This window comes from Fulvivirga kasyanovii (assembly GCF_009711405.1).
Lineage (GTDB): Bacteria > Bacteroidota > Bacteroidia > Cytophagales > Cyclobacteriaceae > Fulvivirga > Fulvivirga kasyanovii.
The window spans coordinates 5,648-25,236 of record NZ_SMLW01000642.1 but is presented as its reverse complement, the minus strand read 5'-3'; the positions used below and the strand labels follow the sequence as shown (position 1 = coordinate 25,236).

The following is a 19,589-nucleotide window of genomic DNA, read 5'->3' as shown; positions in this document are numbered from 1 at the left end:
GAATGCTAAACCATATTGTTGGGTATGGTTTTTGATTCGTCCAATTCAAACTATATTTGACAAAGCCACTATTTAAACTGTTATCAACATGAGACATTTTTTCAAAATCTTCATTTTTTCATCCTTCTTTTTCTTCTTTTCATGTGAAGACCTTGACAACGGACTTACCAACGGAGAGATCGTTGCCGGCTTAAAAGAAGCCCTGGATGTTGGCCTTAATAATTCTGTAACCACTGCCTCTTCCGTGGACGGGTATTTAAAAAATGAGATCATCAAAATATTATTGCCTCCCGAAGTCAAATCGTTACAAAACACCATAGAAACAGGCAAGATCAATGTAATTCCCGGAGTGCTTGAAGTACCTTACAGCACCATACTGGATGCATACATTGCTGTTAATCCTAACATTAGCAGCGATCCTTTTGAAGAGCTTATAGTAGCGATGAACCGTGGTGCAGAGAAGGCGGCGGATAAAGCTTTACCGATATTCGGAGATGCCATTGTAAGCATGAGCTTTGATGATGCTTTGGGAATCCTTCAGGGTTCAGATACTTCAGCAACACACTACTTCTATACCAAGACCAATCAGGCATTATTTACGGCTTTCCAGCCTGATGTAAAAAGTGCACTGGATCAGACGAAGGCCAATACAATATACACAAGCATTGTCGGGTTTCTCAACTATGAATACAATACAGGGCTGGGCACCGTTAAGGTGAGTGACTTCATAAATACTTCACTTCCCGAAACTATTGACGGCTATGCTACTGAAAAAGCGATAGACGGGCTGTTTCACCTGATTGGTAATGAAGAGACTAAAATAAGACAAGACCCCTATGCCTGGGGAAGCAGCATTATAGAAAAGGTATTCGGAAGCCCTGAGGCGCAGGGATAATAGAAAAACCTCAATATGGAAACTACTCAAAGCGTACTATAACAAGTGCGCTTTTTTTATACCATCAGACCATCATTTATTTCATAACCGCCTCAAAATGATCACTTTAAAATACCAGATATCATCAGTGAAATATTTAGATAAATTCGATTATATAACATAATTCATACAAAAACCTCCAAAAAGAAAATTACTGATTAAAGCTTGTTTCTAAACTTTCATTATTATAAGTTACGGGTTAAAATATTTTTAAACTTACAGGAATATATTTTTTTAAAGGATGTCTTCCTTTTTCCTAAAACATACCCCAAAATGAAAAAAATCTACTTACTTACTTTAAGTCTGCTGGTTACCGTGTGCGTAACCGCGCAGGACATTGACAGCACATATTTCAATATGACCCTGGAGGAGCTGATGAATATTGAGGTTACCACAGCCTCTTTACAGTCGGAGTCGATGCTTAAAACACCCGTACCTATGACTGTGGTTACCCGAGAAATGATCGATGCCATCGGGGCACGAAATATCAAAGAGGTATTGACCACTTATGTGCCAGGCTTTACCGCCGTAGAAGACCACAACGAAATGAATGTAAGCATGCGAGGTATATATGCCTCTGCCCAGCAAAAAATACTTTTTATGGTGAACGGCCACAGGTTAAACTCACGGGCCTACTCCATGTCCAACCCTGATTATAGTATCAACCTTGACAAGATCAAACAAATTGAAGTGGTGAGGGGTCCAGGGTCTTCTATTTATGGTAACGTTTCCCTTACTGCCGTAGTGAATATCATCACTATCAGCGGAGCCGAGTTGGATGGCACGCAGGTAAAAGTGGCTAGTGGTAACCATGGACAACAGTACATCTCAGGGGTTGCCGGTACCGGTCTTGGCGTTGAAAAGGACATCCTCGCCTGGGGGTATCATTATGCAGCAGATGGCGAAAAGAGGGATATTGCTGCGGCAGATGACTACAGTTCGGCAACTACCGAGGACGGCGTGGCCTACCTTGGGGCTGTACAAGGTAATTATGACATTGGTGTACAAGCCAGAATGGGCAAATTCGACTTTTTCTTTAACACGACCAAGGGAAAAATACAGCAGCCTTTCAGCGACGGTGGCGGTACCGGTGAAATATACAACAAGGGTGATTTTGACGACATCTTTGGCGAAGAGCCAGGACTGGGACAGGAAATGAGGCGTGTAAAAGTGGGCTACACCAACACTTTCTCTAAATCGGTAGATTTTAAGCTGGATCTTTATGGCGATAACACTAAGGTTTTGGGCCATCTGATAGCATCTCCCGTTAACCGCGTCAATTCTGTAGTGGCCTGGTGGGATCGCGACCTGGGTGGTATAGCTCAATTTACATTTCACTACCCTAAAGGAAATGTACTGGTAGGTACGCAGGTAGACTGGATGAATGTATATGACAGCTTCCTCGCCACTTCGGCCAATGGGACAGGTGTGTTGGATACCTTTTTAGACACGGCCACTCCTTTAATGGAGGAAGGTGAAGAAATCATATATTCAGGCTTTACGCAATGGAAGCACAACCTTACTGATGACCTTCTGGTCAATGCCGGTTTCCGCTACGACATTAAAAACCGACATGAAGGTGATAATGTGGATGCCCTGAGTCCCAGGGTGGCGCTCGTTTATGAGGCAAGTTCATCGCACAATGTAAGGCTTTCTTACTCCAAATCTTTTGTAGATGCCCCTTACTGGTACAGATACAATAGCCTTCCCTCCTATTCAGGCTCAAGGGACCTGCTTCCTGAAAACTTGCAGGCCTTGCAGTTAACGCTGGATTCAAGGTTATTTTCTTCAAAGGTTTACAACAACATCAACTTCTTCTATCAGTCGCTGACTGATTTTATATATCGTGATCCCGAGGCTTCTGCCACTGACCCCAAATACAGAAATGCAGGGTCATTGACCAGTTGGGGTATTGAAGAGCAGGTAAGAACAAAAGTGGGCAACCTGGATATACTTGCAAATGCCACCTATCAGCATGCGATAGATGCCACGGATTATGAAGTGGATGATTCGAAAATAGCGAATATCCCTTCTTTTGCTGCTAATGTGATTGGTACTTATTATTTTTCAAACAGGGTATTTTTTAACGTTGGCCTAAAGTATATCTCATCGCAGTTTTCCCCAATCACCGCACTTGGATCGGACTCCAGCGTGCCTGACCACTACACGGATGCCGCGTTTGTCATCAACACCGGACTAAATGTAAAATTCAACGACCTGGTGGTGGACCTGAGGGTGAAGAACATCGCTGATACTAAATACTATCAGGGGGGCAGCACGCGTTTTGCCTATCCTCAGGAGGGCAGATGGATCACTGCTTCTTTGCAGTATACTTTCAGGAATAACTAAACGTGTTGTGTAAAAGACCTGTCGGGGGACAGGTCTTGGGGGTAGAGATACAAAGTTTAAATCTCCGGTCGTGAATGACTGGAGATTTTTTTATTTTCCAATGGCTTTAATTCTTTTGCCAATGAAAAGATGTCGAGTATATCAATTGCCACGAAGTCCTCTTCGAGAGACATCCGCTGGCAAGTAGAAACAATGGCCTTTTATCCAAATAAAAGAATCCTGTAAAAACCTGTCTGGGGACATTCCGGTGGGGAGGAACATGTTAAAGCACATGTCTGGAAACAATATCCAAATAAAAAGCCCTGTCAGGAGACAGTCTGGGGAGAAGTAACATTAAAAAAACCTCCCGGACGCACCGGGAGGTCTCACGTTTAAAAAATGGCATCACAGCACCGGCCGAAAAAATTACAACCAACAACCACTACAATTGGAGTAAGCCGGTTCTATGCTGCTAATGCCAATCAGTAGTCTTAATCTACATTGTCGTGTAGAAATCTATTGTTACCTAAAATCTGATTATCGTCATTCAGGTTATATTTAGATACATGTGCTTCAGATGAATGGGGCACATTTTGTAAACGAACTTCTCTTCTCAGATAAGCAGGTACATCCAGCTTTTCCTTGAATTCGTTGGCATTCATTTCTGACTTGTTCAAACCTTTCAGTTTTTGCAGCCTTTCCTGTGCCTTCTCCTGAAGCCTGTCTTTGGTGCTTATGATATCCATCATACCATCCTCATTGATGTGCTGATCGGAATCATTTTCATCCACTATTTCAAATTCCTCTTCCAGCTCTGAGAACAATCCGTCATCACCATCATCATCTGTAGCATTTACAGGGCTGGTGAAGGAATAACCTCTTTCCTGGGAGTTGTTTGATGCCGTTCCATTATTGCTTGTATTGGAAGATGGCTGATCAATATCCCTCTTGGTAATCTCTCCCTGAGTATTATTTACAGAGTTGTCATTGGCAAACATATTGATCTGCTTATTGGCTTCAAGATCATACACTTTTCGCTCCTGCTCCTGTGCTTTCTCCTGTTGCTTCTCTTTTCTCCTGCTTTCTGGCAGGTAAGCCTCATCATGGTCGAACCCCGTTGCGATTACAGTCACTCTGATGCTATCCCCAAGGTCAGGATCCACACCGTGACCGAAGATCACCTCAGCATCATCACCGGCCTGCTCCTGAATATACTCGGTAATTTCAGTAAGCTCATCCATTTGCAATTCAGCCTGATCACCTGAAATGATGGATAGTAATATTTTTTGAGCACCAAGGATATCCCTGTTGTCCAACAATGGTGAAGCCAGTGCTTCTTCAGCCGCTTTTCTGGCCCTGTTTTCTCCTTTAGTTTCCGCAGAACCCATTACAGCCGCTCCGGCATTATGCATTACCGTTCTTACATCCTGGAAGTCAACGTTAACGTATCCTGCCACGGTTATGATCTCAGCAATGCCTTTAGCTGCTGTTGTCAATACGTTATCAGCCTGTGCAAAGGCATTACCTATAGAGAGATTGCCGTGGATCTCTCTTAATTTATCATTAAGTATTACCAGCACTGTATCGCAATTCTCCTTCAGGGAATTAATGCCTATCTCAGCCTGTGTAGCTTTCTTTTTTCCTTCAAATCCAAAAGGAGCAGTGACTATACCTACAGTAAGTATATCCATTTCCTTGGCTATGCGGGCGATTACCGGCGCAGCACCTGTACCTGTTCCTCCGCCCATACCGGCAGTGATGAACACCATTTTGGTATCGTTGCCCAGCAAGTCCCTAATTTCTTCTTTACTTTCCAAAGCAGCATTTTTACCTACTTCGGGATTAGCCCCGGCACCCAGTCCTTCGGTAAGGTTTACGCCTATCTGGATCTTGCCCGGAACAGCGCTGGTTTTCAAAGCCTGAGAGTCAGTGTTACAAACAACAAACTCTACATCTTTGATGCCCTGGTTAAACATGTGGTTAACAGCGTTACTTCCACCGCCTCCCACACCGATCACTTTGATGATCGACTTGTGGTGCTTTGGAATATCGAATTTGTATGCATTTTCAGACATAGCTATTTAAAATTTAGTGGTTGCAAAAATTAATTCAGAATTGTTAATACTCGTTTTTTCCGTCCAAGTCATCGATTAACAATCCCTTTGTTTTATTAAGGATCTTACTAAAGAAATCACCGCCGCCGGTTTCCTTTTTCTTCGCTCCCGGCCTGTTATTGGCCGCTCTTACTTCCTTGTACCTGTTTTCGCGCTCATCCAGCGCCCTGAAACCTGAAAGCACAAGGCCAACAGAAGTAGCAAACATAGGACTCTTAACTGCATCCATTTTGCTTCTTCCCAGGTGCTCATTAGGATAGCCTATCCTGGCGTCCATTCCCGTCATATACTCTACCAGTTGCTTGAGGCCGCTTAGCTGGCCTCCGCCACCGGTGATCACAATACCACCTGCAAGCCTGTTTTCAAAGCCTGAAGTGATAATCTCGGTATGCGCCAACTCAATGATCTCTTCCATTCTGGCCTCAATAATATGTGCCAGGTTTTTAATGGATATCTCCTTGGGCGCCCTGTTTCTGATACCAGGGATGGAGACAATCTCGTTCGGGCTGGCTTCCTCAGCAATCGCCTTACCGAATTTTGTCTTCAACAGCTCTGCCTGATGTTGCATTACCATGCATCCTTGCTTAATGTCGGAGGTAATGATATTACCGCCAAAAGGTATCACTGCAGTATGTCTTATGATGTTGTCATGGAAAATAGCAATGTCTGTAGTACCACCACCGATATCGATCAGACAAATACCTGCTTCTTTTTCTTCATCGCTCAATACAGCCAGGCTTGATGCCAAAGGCTCAAGGATCAGGTTCTCTATTTCAAGCCCTGCCCTCCTTACGCATTTATTGATATTATTTATAGCATTCGTCTGGGCAGTGATCACGTGGAAATCTGCTTCCAGCTTCACACCCGACATCCCTACAGGGTCTTTAATGCCATCTTCATAATCTACTGTATAGTCCTGAGGCATAACATGGATGATCTCACTCCCGGGAGGGATCACTATCCTGTACATATCATTGCTCAGTCTGTTTATATCTTCTATGGTTATCTCATCGTCATTTGAAGTCCTGGTGATGCTACCATGATGGATAGAGCTTCTGATGTGTTGGCCGGCAATACCTACATTGACTACTCTGATATCGATGCCCGATTGATCCTCAGCCTCTCTTACCGCCTTTTCAATCGCGTTTACCGTTTTATCAATATTGGTTACTATACCGCGGATAACACCATCTGACTCCGCTTTGCCCATTCCAAGAACTTCAAGCTTCCCAAACTCGTTCTTGCGTCCCACGATAGCGCAAATCTTCGTGGTACCAATGTCAAGTCCGACTACTATTTTGTCATTTTCCATGGTTGTAACTATTTATTTGTTAGTGGTTGTTTCTTTTTTCTGTTTACGGTTCTCAGTTTTCTGTTCACCGTTCACTGTTTACTGTTCTTAGTTTTCAGTTCACTGTTTTTAAAATTCCCAGTTGCTTAACTGTGAACATTGAACTGTAAACTGCCCAACTGCATCTACTCTGCAATTATCTGTCCTTCATACATTAAATTCACTCTGTCATAAGTGTTCCACCCTTTTTGGGGTAGTATTTGCTTATAGAAGATCTCAAGCTTTTTAAACTTTTCTTCCAGCTCCTCAGGTTGTCCGAACTCCACATATTGCTTTGTTACCTGAGGGTAAAGCGTCATATTCAATTTTTTGTCAATATCAATCTGGGCTATCTGGGCTTTCCAGAACTCGTCGTCATTGATAAACTTCAACATGGCGAAGATCTTCTTGCCTTCATCAGTTTCCATCAGGTCGTTCTTTACCAATTGCCCGGCGTACTTCCCGGTGATCAGCACGACTCTTGAGGAGAATTTATCCGATACCGGCAAAACAGCTCCGTCAGTAGCAATGTAAGCATCGGGTCCGTTGTTCTGCACTACGCGTGCAAATGGCCTTCTCAAAGCTATGTTGACCAGCATATTGCCCTTCAAATCTTTATAGATCTCTGCTTTTTTTATAAACCTGTCGCTTTTCACCCTTTCTTCAATTTCCTTCAGGTTCAGGTCTCTAAAACTCGCTCCCTTCACTACATGCGCTCCCGCGGAGGTCATCAATGAAAGTACATCCTGCTCATTGACAAAATAATTTTCATGCTGGTTATCAATCCTGATGACAACATCCTTACAGGTTTCCCCATTCTGCTTGCTCTCTGTAAACCCAATTACAGATATCAACCCAAGGGAAGCCAGCAACACTTTTACTCCTTTCTTTAGTCTCAGTTTCTTAAACATGATATCTGTTCTTTAATAAATCCCTAACCGGCAGCACCATCTGGTCTATATCTCCTGCACCAATCGTTGCTACCACATCCAACTCTCTGTCTTTCAGGTAATCCAGCAACTCTCCTTTGGAACACTGTACCTTCTGGTCTACCGAAATATTTTTAAAAATAATTTCGGACGTCACACCCTCTATGGGCTCCTCCCGTGCCGGATATATATCCAGCAGTATTACTTCATCAGCCAGACTCAGGCTTTCAGCAAACCCATCGGCAAAATCCCTGGTTCGTGAGTAAAGGTGTGGCTGGAAAATAGCCGTAATCTTTCTCTCGGGGTACAATGCCCTCAGGGACCTCAAAAAAGCCTCGATCTCTACGGGGTGATGAGCATAATCATCAACCAAAACAGTATCCCGGCCTCTGAGTAAATATTCGAACCGCCTTTTAACACCCATGTAACTATCTATACCTTCCCTCACTTCCTCAGGGCTTAAAAGCAGATCCAATGCTATAGCTATAGCCACTGTAGCGTTTTCTACATTATGAAAACCGGGGACGCCTAATCTTAGTCGCTCAATCTTGTGCCTCTCGTCCGAATAATCGAATTCAAAAAACCCATTTTTCATGGTAATGTTGCTGGCAAAAAAATGCCCCCGGTTTATTCCATACGTGCAGACTGTTCCTTTATAGTCTGCCGTTAGTTCTTTTGCTATTTTCTCGTTTATAAATAGTTTACCATTGGTCTTTATCTTCCCAATAAACTCCTTAAATGAAGTTTCAAGGCTCGATTTATCTCCATAAATATCCAGATGGTCGGCATCTGATGCCGTAACCACGGCGATATCAGGATTTAGTGCCAGGAATGACCTGTCAAACTCATCCGCCTCCACAACTGCTACCGTTTCAGGTGTCACCCGCTCGTTGGCAATGAAATTGGAACCATAATTAGTGGCGATACCTCCCAGAAAAGCAGTGATGTCGCGCCCGGCCGATTTCAGCAAATGTGCCACCATGGAAGAGGTAGTGGTCTTGCCATGCGTGCCCGCTACAGCAACGGTATGAAAACCGACTGAGATCATACCCAATACCTGAGACCTTTTCTGCAGCACATACCCGTTGTCTTTGAGGTAATTAAACTCCAGATGCCCTTTAGGTATGGCGGGTGTATAAACGATCAGCACACCTTCCTTATCCTCTTTTATCTTTTTGGGAATAAAATCAACGCCATCCTGATAGTGTATATAAATATTCTCAGCCTCGAGCTGCCGGGTTAGTTCCGTACTGGTACGGTCATAGCCTGCCACGTAGTAGTTGTTTTCATTAAACCACCTGGCAAGGGCACTCATACCGATCCCTCCGATCCCAAGAAAATACACACTATGGTAATTTTTCAGCGTCACTTTATTATAGTCATCAATTCATTTACAATATCTTCCGTTGCATTGGGCTTCGCCAATTGCTTAATATTTTCAGCCAATTCGGCCTTTCTCTTTTCATCCTTGAGCAATGACAGCGCTTCACTCACAAGCTTTTGCTCTGCCACCACGTCTTTCACCAGTGCAGCGGCATTTTTATCTATCAGTGCCTTTGCATTCTTGGTCTGGTGGTCCTCTGCCACGTTGGGAGAAGGAACAAAGATCACCGGCTTGCCGACGAGGCAAAGCTCCGAGATGGACAATGCCCCTGCCCTGGAAACAACCACATCAGCCGCGGCATAGGCCAGATCCATTTCCCTGATAAATTCAAGTATCCTGACGTTATCAAGATTCAGGTTCTTTGCTTTCGACACCATCTCTTCGTAATAAAACTTGCCTGTCTGCCAAAGCAATTGCACATCTGCATCTATAACCTCCTGCAAGTGCTTGATGATGCTATTATTGATCGTCCTTGCCCCCAGGCTGCCTCCTAAAATCAGCAGCGTCTTTTTCTTTGAGTCCAGGTTAAAATGCTTGATAGCCTGCTCTCTCTTTTCTCCAACATTCAGTATATCTTTCCTTACAGGGTTCCCTGTAATCACTATCTTTTCCTTAGGGAAATACCGCTCCATGTGTTCGTATGCCACACATATTTTTTGAACCTTTTTCCCTAACCGCTTATTGGTCAGCCCTGCATAGGAGTTTTGCTCCTGGATCATGGATGGCACCCTTTTACCGGTTGCGGCCAGCATTATCGGCCCGCTGGCATATCCGCCTACCCCAATCACCGCATCGGGTTTAAACCTTTTAATTATCCTGTTGGCTGCCACATAGCTGAACATAACCTTGAACGGAAAGTACAGGTTGTCTATAGATATCCGCCTTTGAAAACCGCTGATCCACAGCCCAATGATCCTGTAACCGGATTCAGGAACTTTTTTCATCTCCATTTTACCCTTCGCTCCCACAAAAAGGATCTGAACATCACCAAATCGGCTTTTTATCTCATTAGCTATAGCTATGGCCGGATAAATGTGTCCACCGGTACCCCCGCCGCTAATGATAAATCGATATGGTCGTTCAGTTTTCAATTCTCAGTTTTCTATTCTTAGTTTACAGTTCTTAGTTCCGGCTCACTTCATGCTATGCTCTAGCCATATTTCTAACTTCTTTACTTGTGCTGCCTGTCCAGTTTTTATCTACTTCACCGCGGCTTACACTTAATATTATTCCTATCGACAGACCGGTAAATAGCAAGGAGGTACCTCCCATACTTACCATAGGCAATGGTAAACCGGTAACCGGCCCAAGCCCTACAACTACTCCCATATTTACCATGGCCTGCAGTACCAGGGCAAAGCTTAAACCTGCCGACAACAAGCCTCCAAATGCCCTTTCGCTGTTAATAACTCCTTTCATGCCCCGTGATAGCAGAACGAGGTAAAGACCCAGTACTACAATCCCTCCTATCATGCCGTACTCTTCTATGATGATCGCGTAAACGAAATCCGAATACGGATGCGGCAGTATGTTTCTCTGCTGACTTTGTCCCGGTCCCTTGCCAGTAACTCCGCCTGTAGCTACGGCTATCCTGGCCTGTTTCGCCTGGAATGGTAGCTCTTTACCTTCCACAAAAGCCTCTATACGACTTTTAGCTGTCTCAGCCCTTTCTCCAAATTTCAACGCCGCAACACCTGACAGTGCCCCCACGAATACCAACATCGCCAGATACTTCACCGGCACACGACCGATAAACATGATCAGCATGCAGGTAAGGAACAGCAGGATGGCTGATGACAGGTTCGTCAAAGCAATCAGACCGCAAATCACACCACACCAGATCAGTATCGGGATCAGTGATTCCTTAAAATCAGCAATATTCTGCTGGCGCTTGGACAGCATACTGGCCAAACTGGTAATTAATGCCAAACTCGCCAGATCCGAAGGCTGAAACGATGCGTTGATCACAGGCACCATTATCCATCGGGAGGCATCGTTAAGGCTCATACCATTGGTAAATGTATAGATGAGCAATGGTACACTCACCCATAATGCCAGCCTTGAAATCCTGGAGTAATACCTGTAATCAACCCTGTGGGCAAACCACATGGCAAGCAGACCAACACCAATAAGCATGGTGTGCTTGAATAAATAGGTTTCAGGATTACTCATTCGCTTAAAAGCAAGCGTACCTGTGGCGCTATACACCACCAGTATACTGATCAGTGACAAAGCAAAGACCACGGCCCAGATCACCGGATCGCCGTGCAGATGCTCATCTACCCATGTCTTTATCTTTTTCATTGCTTCAAAGCTTTACTTTCAAACTCTTGTTTCAGCTCAAGCACTGCCTGCTTAAACTGATCACCTCTGTCTTCATAGTTCTTAAACAAGTCGAAACTTGCGCACGCCGGGGACAGCAGCACTACGTCATGTGCCTCGGCGTATCCTAATGCTGACCTTACAGCATCTTTAATATTGTCAGTTTCCAGTAAATTGATGATCTGCTCATGGAAAGCGTCTCTCAACTTGCTGTTATCTTTTCCCAAACAAACCAGTGCCTTTACCTTGGCATTTACCGACTCCATCACGAGGCTGTAGTCATTGCCTTTGTCAATACCTCCGGCTATCCACACCAACGGCGTGTTGAAGCTATCCAGCGCATATTTCACTGCATCTACATTGGTAGCCTTCGAATCATTGACGAAGTCCACATTATTGATGGTAGCTACATACTCCATGCGGTGTGGTGCGTTCTTAAAAGTTTTCAGGCTTTGCCTTATGCTTTCTTCATCCACACCCAAAATCCTGGCAGCCGAAATGGCCGCCATCATATTGATAGCATTATGCTCACCTCTCAGCACGGTATCCTGCTGGTCCACTTTAAATCCACCTTCAAACACCATTTCACCATTTACCGTACTGACAGCTACGCCTTCTTTCAGCGATACCGGGTGTAATTGTGCTTTAATCGATCGCTTACCCACACCTTCCTGTATCAGTACATTATCGGTATAGTAAATGAAGTGGTCATCCTCAGCCATGTTGCTTACCAACTGGAATTTGGAATCAACATAGTTGGACAGTTTGTAATCATAACGGTCCATATGGTCAGGTGTAATGTTGAGCAACACTCCAATAAACGGCTTGAAATACACCGTACCGTCAAGTTGGAAACTGCTCATCTCCACCACATAGTAATCGTACTTGTCTTCTACAATTTGCTTGGCCAGACTTTGCCCTACATTACCTGCCAGACCTACATTCAACCCTGCCTCTTTCAACAGGTGGTAAGTAAGCAAAGTAGTGGTAGTCTTACCATTTGTGCCCGTAATAGCTATAATCTTTGCCGTAGTATATTGTGCGGCAAATTCTATTTCATCAATAAACTGGATATTCTTAGCCTGAGCCTTTTTTATAATATCTGCCTTTTCGGAAATCCCGGGACTTTTGATGATCAGGCTTGACTCAAAAATGATATCAGTAGAGTGTTTACCTTCTTCATAGGCAATACCAGCATCAGTCAGCTCCTTTTTGTAGCTGTCCTTGATCTTCCCGAAGTCAGAAACAAAAACATCGTACCCCTTGCTCTTCGCAAGCAGTGCTGCCCCTGTTCCGCTTTCGCCTGCGCCTAATATGGTCACTTTTCTACTCACCATTCTATCTGTATCTGCCTGTTTATATTGCCTAAGCTGAATTTACTGTTAACATATGCAACGCCTCTCCCAACCATCATCCTCACCTGCTTTCTGATTGCACTGAAAATAGCCGTATAGATGTCACATATATTTATCATTTCCTTTCAGTTTAAGGTTATCAAATCATCTCAGTTTTAATGTTGCCAAAGTCAAAATCGCCAGTAATATTCCTACAATCCAAAACCGGGTCACGATCTTGGATTCGTGTAAATTCTTTTTTTGATAGTGATGGTGCAGCGGGGACATTAAAAATATCCTTCTGCCTTCACCATATTTCTTTTTGGTATACTTAAAGTATGATACCTGCAGGATCACCGACATATTTTCTATCAGGAATATTCCGCACAAAAGCGGTATCATAAGCTCTTTTCTGACCACCAGTGCCAACACGGCTATAATACCCCCAAGTGACAAACTGCCCGTATCGCCCATAAAAACCTGGGCGGGATAGGAGTTGTACCACAGGAAGCCACAACATGCCCCCACGAAAGCGGTACAGAATATCACCACTTCACTCAGGTTGGGGATGTGCAAAATGTTCAGGTAATCGCTAAAGTCCACACGACCTGATAAGTAAGCAAAAATGGCCAGGGTAAGACCGATAATTGCCGAAGTACCTGCCGCCAGTCCATCAATACCGTCTGTAATGTTGGCTCCGTTAGAAACTGCTGTAATAATGAAGATCACGATCAGCACATACATGATCCAGGTATAATCATGGCCAAAAGGTATGATGCCGTCGTAGTCCAGCTCGTTGTCCTTAAAAAACGGGACCGTTGTTTTGGTTGACTTTACATCTTCGTATTCTCTTATTACTTCATTATTCTCGATAACGGCGGTATCAGAGTACTCCCTCACCACTACATCGTCATGGAAGTACAGCGTAAGCCCTACAATAAGTCCTATACCAATTTGCCCTACCACCTTAAACCTGCCGGCAAGACCTTCCTTATTTTTCTTGAAGACTTTGATATAGTCGTCCAGAAACCCTATCAGGCCAAGCCAGATGGTGGCTACTATGAGCAGGATCACGTACACATTGTCCAGCTTGGCAAATAAAAGGACAGGCACGAGTATACCACTCAAAATGATCAGCCCACCCATGGTAGGTGTACCTTTCTTTTCCATTTGCCCTTCAAGGCCAAGGTCACGAACACTCTCTCCTACCTGTTTCTTTCTCAGGAAGTTGATAAGCTTTTTGCCAAACATGATAGTTATCAGCAGCGAGATAACAGCAGCCATACCCGCGCGGAACGAGATGTATTGAAATACACCGGCTCCTATCAGGTCAAATTCTCTCTGCAGATAATCAAAAAAGTAATACAGCATCTATCTATTCTTTGGCAAACAGGTTTAACATTCTTCCAAGTACTTCTTTATCATCAAAAGGATGTTTTACTCCCTTTATTTCCTGATAAGTTTCATGTCCCTTACCAGCTACAAGTATTATATCGTTATTATCAGCCAGCAGGCAGGCCGTTTTAATGGCTTCTTCTCTGTCTGCTAACACAACTGTCTTTTTATAGTCAGCCGGGCTTACACCGGCCTGCATATCCTTTATAATCTCCAGTGGGTCCTCGTCACGAGGGTTGTCCGAAGTCAATATCACTTTGTCGCTCCATTTACAGGCTATGGAAGCCATCAGCGGCCTCTTGCCTTTGTCCCTGTTTCCCCCGCATCCCACTACGGTGATAACCTGCTTGGCCTCAGCCCTGAACTCCGCTATCGTTTCCAGCACATTTTTTAATGCATCCGGTGTATGTGCATAATCCACAATTGCGGTTACGCTTGAATTATTCACCACCTGCTCAAACCTGCCAGGAGCGCCATCCAACAAAGAAAGCTGGGTCAGCACCTCGTCAGCCTCCTTGCCAAGCAATACAGCCACGCCATAAACTGTCAGCAGGTTATAGGCATTAAAATCGCCTATCAGCCTGAACCATACATTTTTATTATCAATCTCCATTTCTATACCTTGCAGGGTATTGGAGATAAGTTTTCCTTTAAATTCAGCTACACTGCGCAAGGCATATGTATTTTTCGAGGCCTTTGTATTCTGCAACATGATCCGGCCCCTCTTGTCATCCACATTCACCAGGGCAAAACTTTCGGCAGTCAACTCGTCGAACAGCTTCTTTTTGGCATTGATGTAGGCATCAAATGTCTTATGATAATCCAGGTGATCATGGGATATATTGGTGAATGCTGCTCCGGCAAACTGCTGGCCTGCCACTCGCTCCTGCTGTATCGCATGGGAGCTTACTTCCATGAAAGCATATTCACACCCCTTTCTCACCATTTCATCCAGCAACTCATTAAGCCTGATAGCATCAGGGGTAGTATGGGAGGCTGGAATTTCCTCATCATTAATTTTATTGACAACCGTAGAAAGAAGCCCGGCCTTATGCCCCATCTTCCTGAACAGGTTATACAGCAATGTTGCGACGGTAGTTTTTCCGTTAGTGCCGGTAACGCCAACCAGTTTGAGCTTTGATGACGGGTTACCATAGAAATTAGAGGCAATCCAGCCCAAAGCGCGGCTGCTGTCCTTTACCGCCACATAGGTAACATCATCAGAGATCTCATCGGGCAGCTTCTCACAAACCACTGCTACTGCTCCGGCTTTTACAGCCTGTATGATATACTCATGGCCATCTGCCTGGGTACCTTTAACCGCAATAAAGAGCGTACCTTTCGTCACCTTCCGGGAATCAAAAGCTATATACGAAATTTCCCTGTCCATGCTACCAGAGGTAGAGACCAGGGAAGTTTTGTATAATATATCTTTCAATACCGCCATCAACTCAATTCAATTTTTATTTCACTCCCTTTCAGTGCTTTGGTACCCGGCGCCTGCGACTGCCGGGAAACCCGCCCCGTACCGTTAATATTTACCCGGAGCCCGCATCCCTCCAGCAGATAAATGGCATCACGCAACGTCATACCAGTTACGTCCGGAACAATCTGCGGATCTACTTTATTATCTTTCCATTTTATAGCATTACCAAAACGCTCTGTTGTTACCCAATCCTGGTCACCCGCACCGTGGTTGGAGATGCCCAGTTCATTGCATATCAGTTGCAGATCTTCATGGCTTCCTGATCTTATTACAGGAAACACACCGGCCTCTGCCACGTACTCCTCAGTCATCGGACTATGCATATCTATATCACGGCTATAAATGTTGTCCGCTATTTCTTTAAAAACCGGTGCCGCCACATTACTGCCATACTGTCTCCATCCTTTAGGGTTTTTGATCAGCACAATAGCGCTGTACCTTGGATTGTCGGCAGGGAAATAGCCGGCAAAAGAAGTGATATACCTCTTCATATACCGGCCATTTTCGAAAATCTGGGCAGTTCCTGTCTTTCCAGCAATTTTGTAATGACTGTTTTTAATGTTATTGGCTGTTCCACGCTCCACAACACCTTCAAGCATCACTCTTACTTTTGCCAGCGTTTCATCTGAACATATCTTTTTGTTCAGCACCACGGTATTGTATTCTTCCAAAACCTTATCAGCCCTTCTCACTTTTTTCACGATAATGGGCTTTATCATTTTACCATTATTGGCTACAGCATTGTACAAAGCCAACGACTGCAACGGCGTTAGCTCCAGACCATAGCCATAAGCCATCCATGGCAACGTAATTCCGCTCCACCCTTTATCGGTTGGTCTTTTGATCTTCGGAATACCCTCTCCTTTGATCTGCAACCCTAGTGGTTTTGACAATTCCAGATTATCGATATACTGCAGGAATCTTTCCGGCTTTAATCCAAAATATTTATCCACCAGCTTAGCCATGGCCACATTTGAAGATTTTTCAAAAGCCTCACGAACCGTTATTGTACCGTAGCCTCCTTCTTCATGGTCGGTTACTGTGTCTTTATAAAACTTATATTTTCCATCTCCTGTGTCAATACTGTCATTCAGGCTCATATTTGTATCCTCTAAAAGGGCGATCATAGTGGCCAGCTTGAATGTAGAACCTGGCTCTCTTAACCCACCTACGGCATAATTGTATCTTTCATAATAATATCCGTTGCTATTTCTGCTCAGGTTGGATATCGCTTTGATTTCCCCTGTACTCACTTCCATCACGGCCACAACTCCATAATCAGCTTCGTGGTATTCCAATGCCCTCAACAGTGCCGTCTCACTTACATCCTGCAGGTTGATATCTATTGTGGTTTCTATATCAAAACCATTCTCAGTCTTTACTTCCGAGCCATCAAAAACCGGCTTCCAGGTACCGCCTGCCATTTTCTGATACAGTGCCTCACCGTCTTTACCTGCCAGTTTATCGTTAAAGCTATACTCCAGGCCTGCACCTCTGTTGTTTTCATTAATGAAACCAATGGTACGCCTGCTTAAATTAGAAAAAGGTCTGAACCGTTTGTCGACCTTATTAAAAATTACACCTCCTCCTAATCTGCCATGGCGAAATATCGGCCAGGTGGACATTTGCTTTTTTCCCTGATACCCGACCTGCTCCCGGTTGATGACGATGTACTGCTTCCCGGAAGCCCGCGCATTCTTAAGCTTCCTCTTATAAGCTTCCTTCGACTGGTCTTTAAAATACCTCGATAGAAGCAAGGCTAACGAGTCGACACCAGCATTGAACACTTCATCAGAAGCAATGGTAGCATCAAAGCCCACTTTGTAAAAAGGCAATGAAGTAGCGAGAAGGCTCCCATTATCGGAATATATATTCCCACGGGTGGCCTTTACCGTCATATACTTGACATTGGTCTGGTCAGCGATCTCCTGCCATTTTTCTCCCTCGGCAAACTGGATCTTGCCCACCTTCACCACTATGGCAACGGCAAAGAGGGTTACCAGCAAAAATGCTATCCTGACTCTGAGTAATATGGACTTCTTAATATTCACTTACTTCTTTATCACAATTTTTTCAGGTGGTTGTAAACTTTCTGTTATTCCTAGTTTTTTCACGTTTTTTGCCACTTCCGACTGCTTGCTTGCATACATGTAGTCAGCCTTAAGTGTAGTGTAATCCGCTCTCAGGTCTTCTACCTGATCTTTGAGACGGTCAATCTTTCTAATGTTCTTTTCAGCGTAATGGTTATTGCCGATATAGAATATACCTATAGCCGTTACAAAAAGAATGTGCGGCAGGTATTTTACCGGCAGCCCGTGAGCAAAAGCAGCATCAATACGCACCAGGCTTTCCAACCTGGAAAATATGCTGCCTCTTGAGCTTTGCTTTTCATTGATCCTGTAACTGTTTGTAGCCATATCTATAATTTCTTAGCTATCCTCAATTTGGCACTACGTGCCCTGTTATTTACTTTCAACTCTTCCTCCGAAGCTGTCAACGGTTTTCGGGTCACCGCCTCCAGAGGCTTTATCACATTACCATAAAAATCCTTTTCCACATCGCCGCTAACCTTTCCTTTCATAATGTAATTCTTCACCAGCCTGTCTTCCAGGGAATGGTACGACATGATTACCAGGCGTCCTTCCGGGGCAAGCATTTCACTGCCTTGCTCCAACACATCCTCCAAAGCTTTCAGCTCATCGTTCACCTCAATTCTGATGGCCTGAAAAACCTGGGCATAATACCTGTTCTCCTTACCACGCTTCACATACTTATTCAGTATCCGCTTCAAGTCTTCAATGGTCCTGATCTCTGCATTGATCCGTGCGGCAACTATTGCTTTGGCCAAAGTCCTGGCATTGCGCACTTCACCATACATGCCTAATATCCTATGCAGGTCTTCCTCACTATACTCATTCACGACCTGACGGGCAGTTTTGGAAGCTGACTGGTCCATACGCATGTCGAGCTCAGCGTCAAACCGCGTTGAAAAGCCTCTTTGTGCGTCGTCAATCTGATGGGATGAAATACCCAGATCGCCAAGGATACCGTCAACTGCTTTTACACCGTACATTTTGAGATACCTTTTCAGGTACCGGAAATTGCCTTCTATAAATGTGAAAGAACTATTTTTTATTTGCTCTGCATTTGCTTTAGCATCCTGATCCTGATCGAATGCGTACAAATGGCCATCTTTTAATTTTTCCAGTATAGCCCGCGAGTGGCCGCCGCCACCAAAAGTCAGGTCTACATAAATTCCGTCCGGCTTGATTTCCAATCCTTCGATGCATTCTTTCAGCATCACTGGCTGATGATAGTTGCTATTAGATTCAGACATTAAGCTTACTTACCATTTGGAACATACTTACCTTTCCACCTTTAGCATTTATAATTTGACGCCGGCAAAACACCGGCCTTAGCAACTACTATTCATCCAGATACTTCTGGGCCAGCTTTGAAAACTCATCAGGATCACTGATCAGATGTTCTTCATATTTCACCGGGTCCCAGATCTCCACTTTATTACCCATACCGACCACCACAGCATCTTTGCCTAGTCCGGCATAGCTCAGCATCAGTTTAGGTATAAGAAACCTACCAGTATTATCAAGTTCAACTACAGAACTACCCCGGAAGAAATTACGCTGAAGCTTTCTGTATTCTTCATTGAATTCATTAAGCCCGGCAATTTTTGAGTAGATCTTTTTGAATTCTACCATGGGGTATAGAATCAGACAAGGCTCAAAACCACGCCTCACAACGAGCTCGTTACCAGACGACTCTGGTAAGTTTGCTTTGATCTTTGCCGGCAGTACAAGTCTGCCCTTTGCATCGATCTTGCATTCATATTCACTAGTGAAAAATGCCATTGTGGTGCTAATGCTCTGATTCTAATAAACAAACATAGAAAAATATTTGACATTTTCCACCACTTTTTACCACTTTCCACCACTTTTTTACATTTTTCTTACGCGAAGGTAGCATTTATCCATAAAAACCATAACTTCCCACCCGTGAAAAATGACTGTAATAG

At 44.1% G+C, this 19,589-nt stretch carries 16 protein-coding genes; 2 read left to right on the top strand and 14 right to left on the bottom strand.

Annotation, left to right across the window (positions count from 1 at the left end):
* Nucleotides 1–88 precede the first annotated feature (88 nt).
* Together E1163_RS22745 and E1163_RS22740 are read left to right on the top strand one after the other, a co-directional pair.
* Nucleotides 89–895 carry a DUF4197 domain-containing protein gene (locus E1163_RS22745; RefSeq protein ID WP_155174772.1) on the top strand — a complete coding sequence of 269 codons (807 nt, stop codon included), beginning with the start codon at nt 89–91 and terminating at the stop codon, nt 893–895.
* Nucleotides 896–1,207: 312 nt separating this feature from the next.
* Nucleotides 1,208–3,283, top strand: coding sequence for a TonB-dependent receptor plug domain-containing protein (locus E1163_RS22740; RefSeq protein WP_155174771.1), 2,076 nt, complete (start codon nt 1,208–1,210; stop codon nt 3,281–3,283).
* A gap of 470 nt (nt 3,284–3,753) precedes the next feature.
* Here the strand turns inward: E1163_RS22740 and ftsZ are convergent, their stop codons facing one another.
* From ftsZ to mraZ, 14 genes are all read right to left on the bottom strand, one after another.
* On the bottom strand, nt 3,754–5,337 hold the full coding sequence (ftsZ, locus tag E1163_RS22735) for a cell division protein FtsZ (protein WP_155174770.1): 1,584 nt from the start codon (nt 5,335–5,337) through the stop codon (nt 3,754–3,756).
* Between the two features lie 43 nt (nt 5,338–5,380).
* On the bottom strand, nt 5,381–6,688 hold the full coding sequence (ftsA, locus tag E1163_RS22730) for a cell division protein FtsA (RefSeq protein WP_155174769.1): 1,308 nt from the start codon (nt 6,686–6,688) through the stop codon (nt 5,381–5,383).
* A 164-nt stretch (nt 6,689–6,852) separates the two neighbouring features.
* On the bottom strand, nt 6,853–7,617 hold the full coding sequence (locus tag E1163_RS22725) for a cell division protein FtsQ/DivIB (RefSeq protein WP_155174768.1): 765 nt from the start codon (nt 7,615–7,617) through the stop codon (nt 6,853–6,855).
* Entirely contained in the window at nt 7,610–8,980 is a 1,371-nt protein-coding gene (murC, locus tag E1163_RS22720; protein ID WP_343033926.1) for a UDP-N-acetylmuramate--L-alanine ligase, read from the bottom strand. Before murC ends, E1163_RS22725 begins: the two co-directional genes overlap by 8 nt.
* Before the next feature lie 20 nt (nt 8,981–9,000).
* The gene (gene murG, locus E1163_RS22715) at nt 9,001–10,110 is read right to left on the bottom strand and encodes an undecaprenyldiphospho-muramoylpentapeptide beta-N-acetylglucosaminyltransferase (RefSeq protein ID WP_155174767.1); all 1,110 of its coding nucleotides are present in this window, start codon (nt 10,108–10,110) and stop codon (nt 9,001–9,003) included.
* Between the two features lie 52 nt (nt 10,111–10,162).
* The gene (locus E1163_RS22710; protein ID WP_155174766.1) at nt 10,163–11,323 is read right to left on the bottom strand and encodes an FtsW/RodA/SpoVE family cell cycle protein; all 1,161 of its coding nucleotides are present in this window, start codon (nt 11,321–11,323) and stop codon (nt 10,163–10,165) included.
* On the bottom strand, nt 11,320–12,678 hold the full coding sequence (murD, locus tag E1163_RS22705) for a UDP-N-acetylmuramoyl-L-alanine--D-glutamate ligase (RefSeq protein ID WP_155174765.1): 1,359 nt from the start codon (nt 12,676–12,678) through the stop codon (nt 11,320–11,322). The genes E1163_RS22710 and murD overlap by 4 nt, the downstream gene beginning before the upstream one ends.
* Entirely contained in the window at nt 12,672–12,815 is a 144-nt protein-coding gene (locus tag E1163_RS22700; RefSeq protein WP_155174764.1) for a hypothetical protein, read from the bottom strand. Before E1163_RS22700 ends, murD begins: the two co-directional genes overlap by 7 nt.
* A gap of 25 nt (nt 12,816–12,840) precedes the next feature.
* Nucleotides 12,841–14,046 carry a phospho-N-acetylmuramoyl-pentapeptide-transferase gene (mraY, locus tag E1163_RS22695; RefSeq protein WP_155174763.1) on the bottom strand — a complete coding sequence of 402 codons (1,206 nt, stop codon included), beginning with the start codon at nt 14,044–14,046 and terminating at the stop codon, nt 12,841–12,843.
* A gap of 4 nt (nt 14,047–14,050) precedes the next feature.
* Entirely contained in the window at nt 14,051–15,517 is a 1,467-nt protein-coding gene (locus E1163_RS22690) for a UDP-N-acetylmuramoyl-L-alanyl-D-glutamate--2,6-diaminopimelate ligase (RefSeq protein WP_155174762.1), read from the bottom strand.
* A complete protein-coding gene (locus E1163_RS22685; RefSeq protein ID WP_343033924.1) occupies nt 15,517–17,607 on the bottom strand; it encodes a penicillin-binding protein in 2,091 nt (696 codons plus the stop codon). The genes E1163_RS22690 and E1163_RS22685 overlap by 1 nt, the downstream gene beginning before the upstream one ends.
* Complete coding sequence (locus E1163_RS22680; protein ID WP_155174761.1) at nt 17,608–17,973, bottom strand: FtsL-like putative cell division protein; 366 nt, start codon at nt 17,971–17,973, stop codon at nt 17,608–17,610.
* A 2-nt stretch (nt 17,974–17,975) separates the two neighbouring features.
* Nucleotides 17,976–18,893: a 16S rRNA (cytosine(1402)-N(4))-methyltransferase RsmH gene (rsmH, locus tag E1163_RS22675; protein ID WP_155174760.1), complete on the bottom strand. Its 918-nt coding sequence runs from the start codon at nt 18,891–18,893 to the stop codon at nt 17,976–17,978.
* An 88-nt stretch (nt 18,894–18,981) separates the two neighbouring features.
* A complete protein-coding gene (gene mraZ, locus E1163_RS22670) occupies nt 18,982–19,425 on the bottom strand; it encodes a division/cell wall cluster transcriptional repressor MraZ (protein ID WP_155174759.1) in 444 nt (147 codons plus the stop codon).
* Between the last annotated feature and the right edge of the window lie 164 nt (nt 19,426–19,589).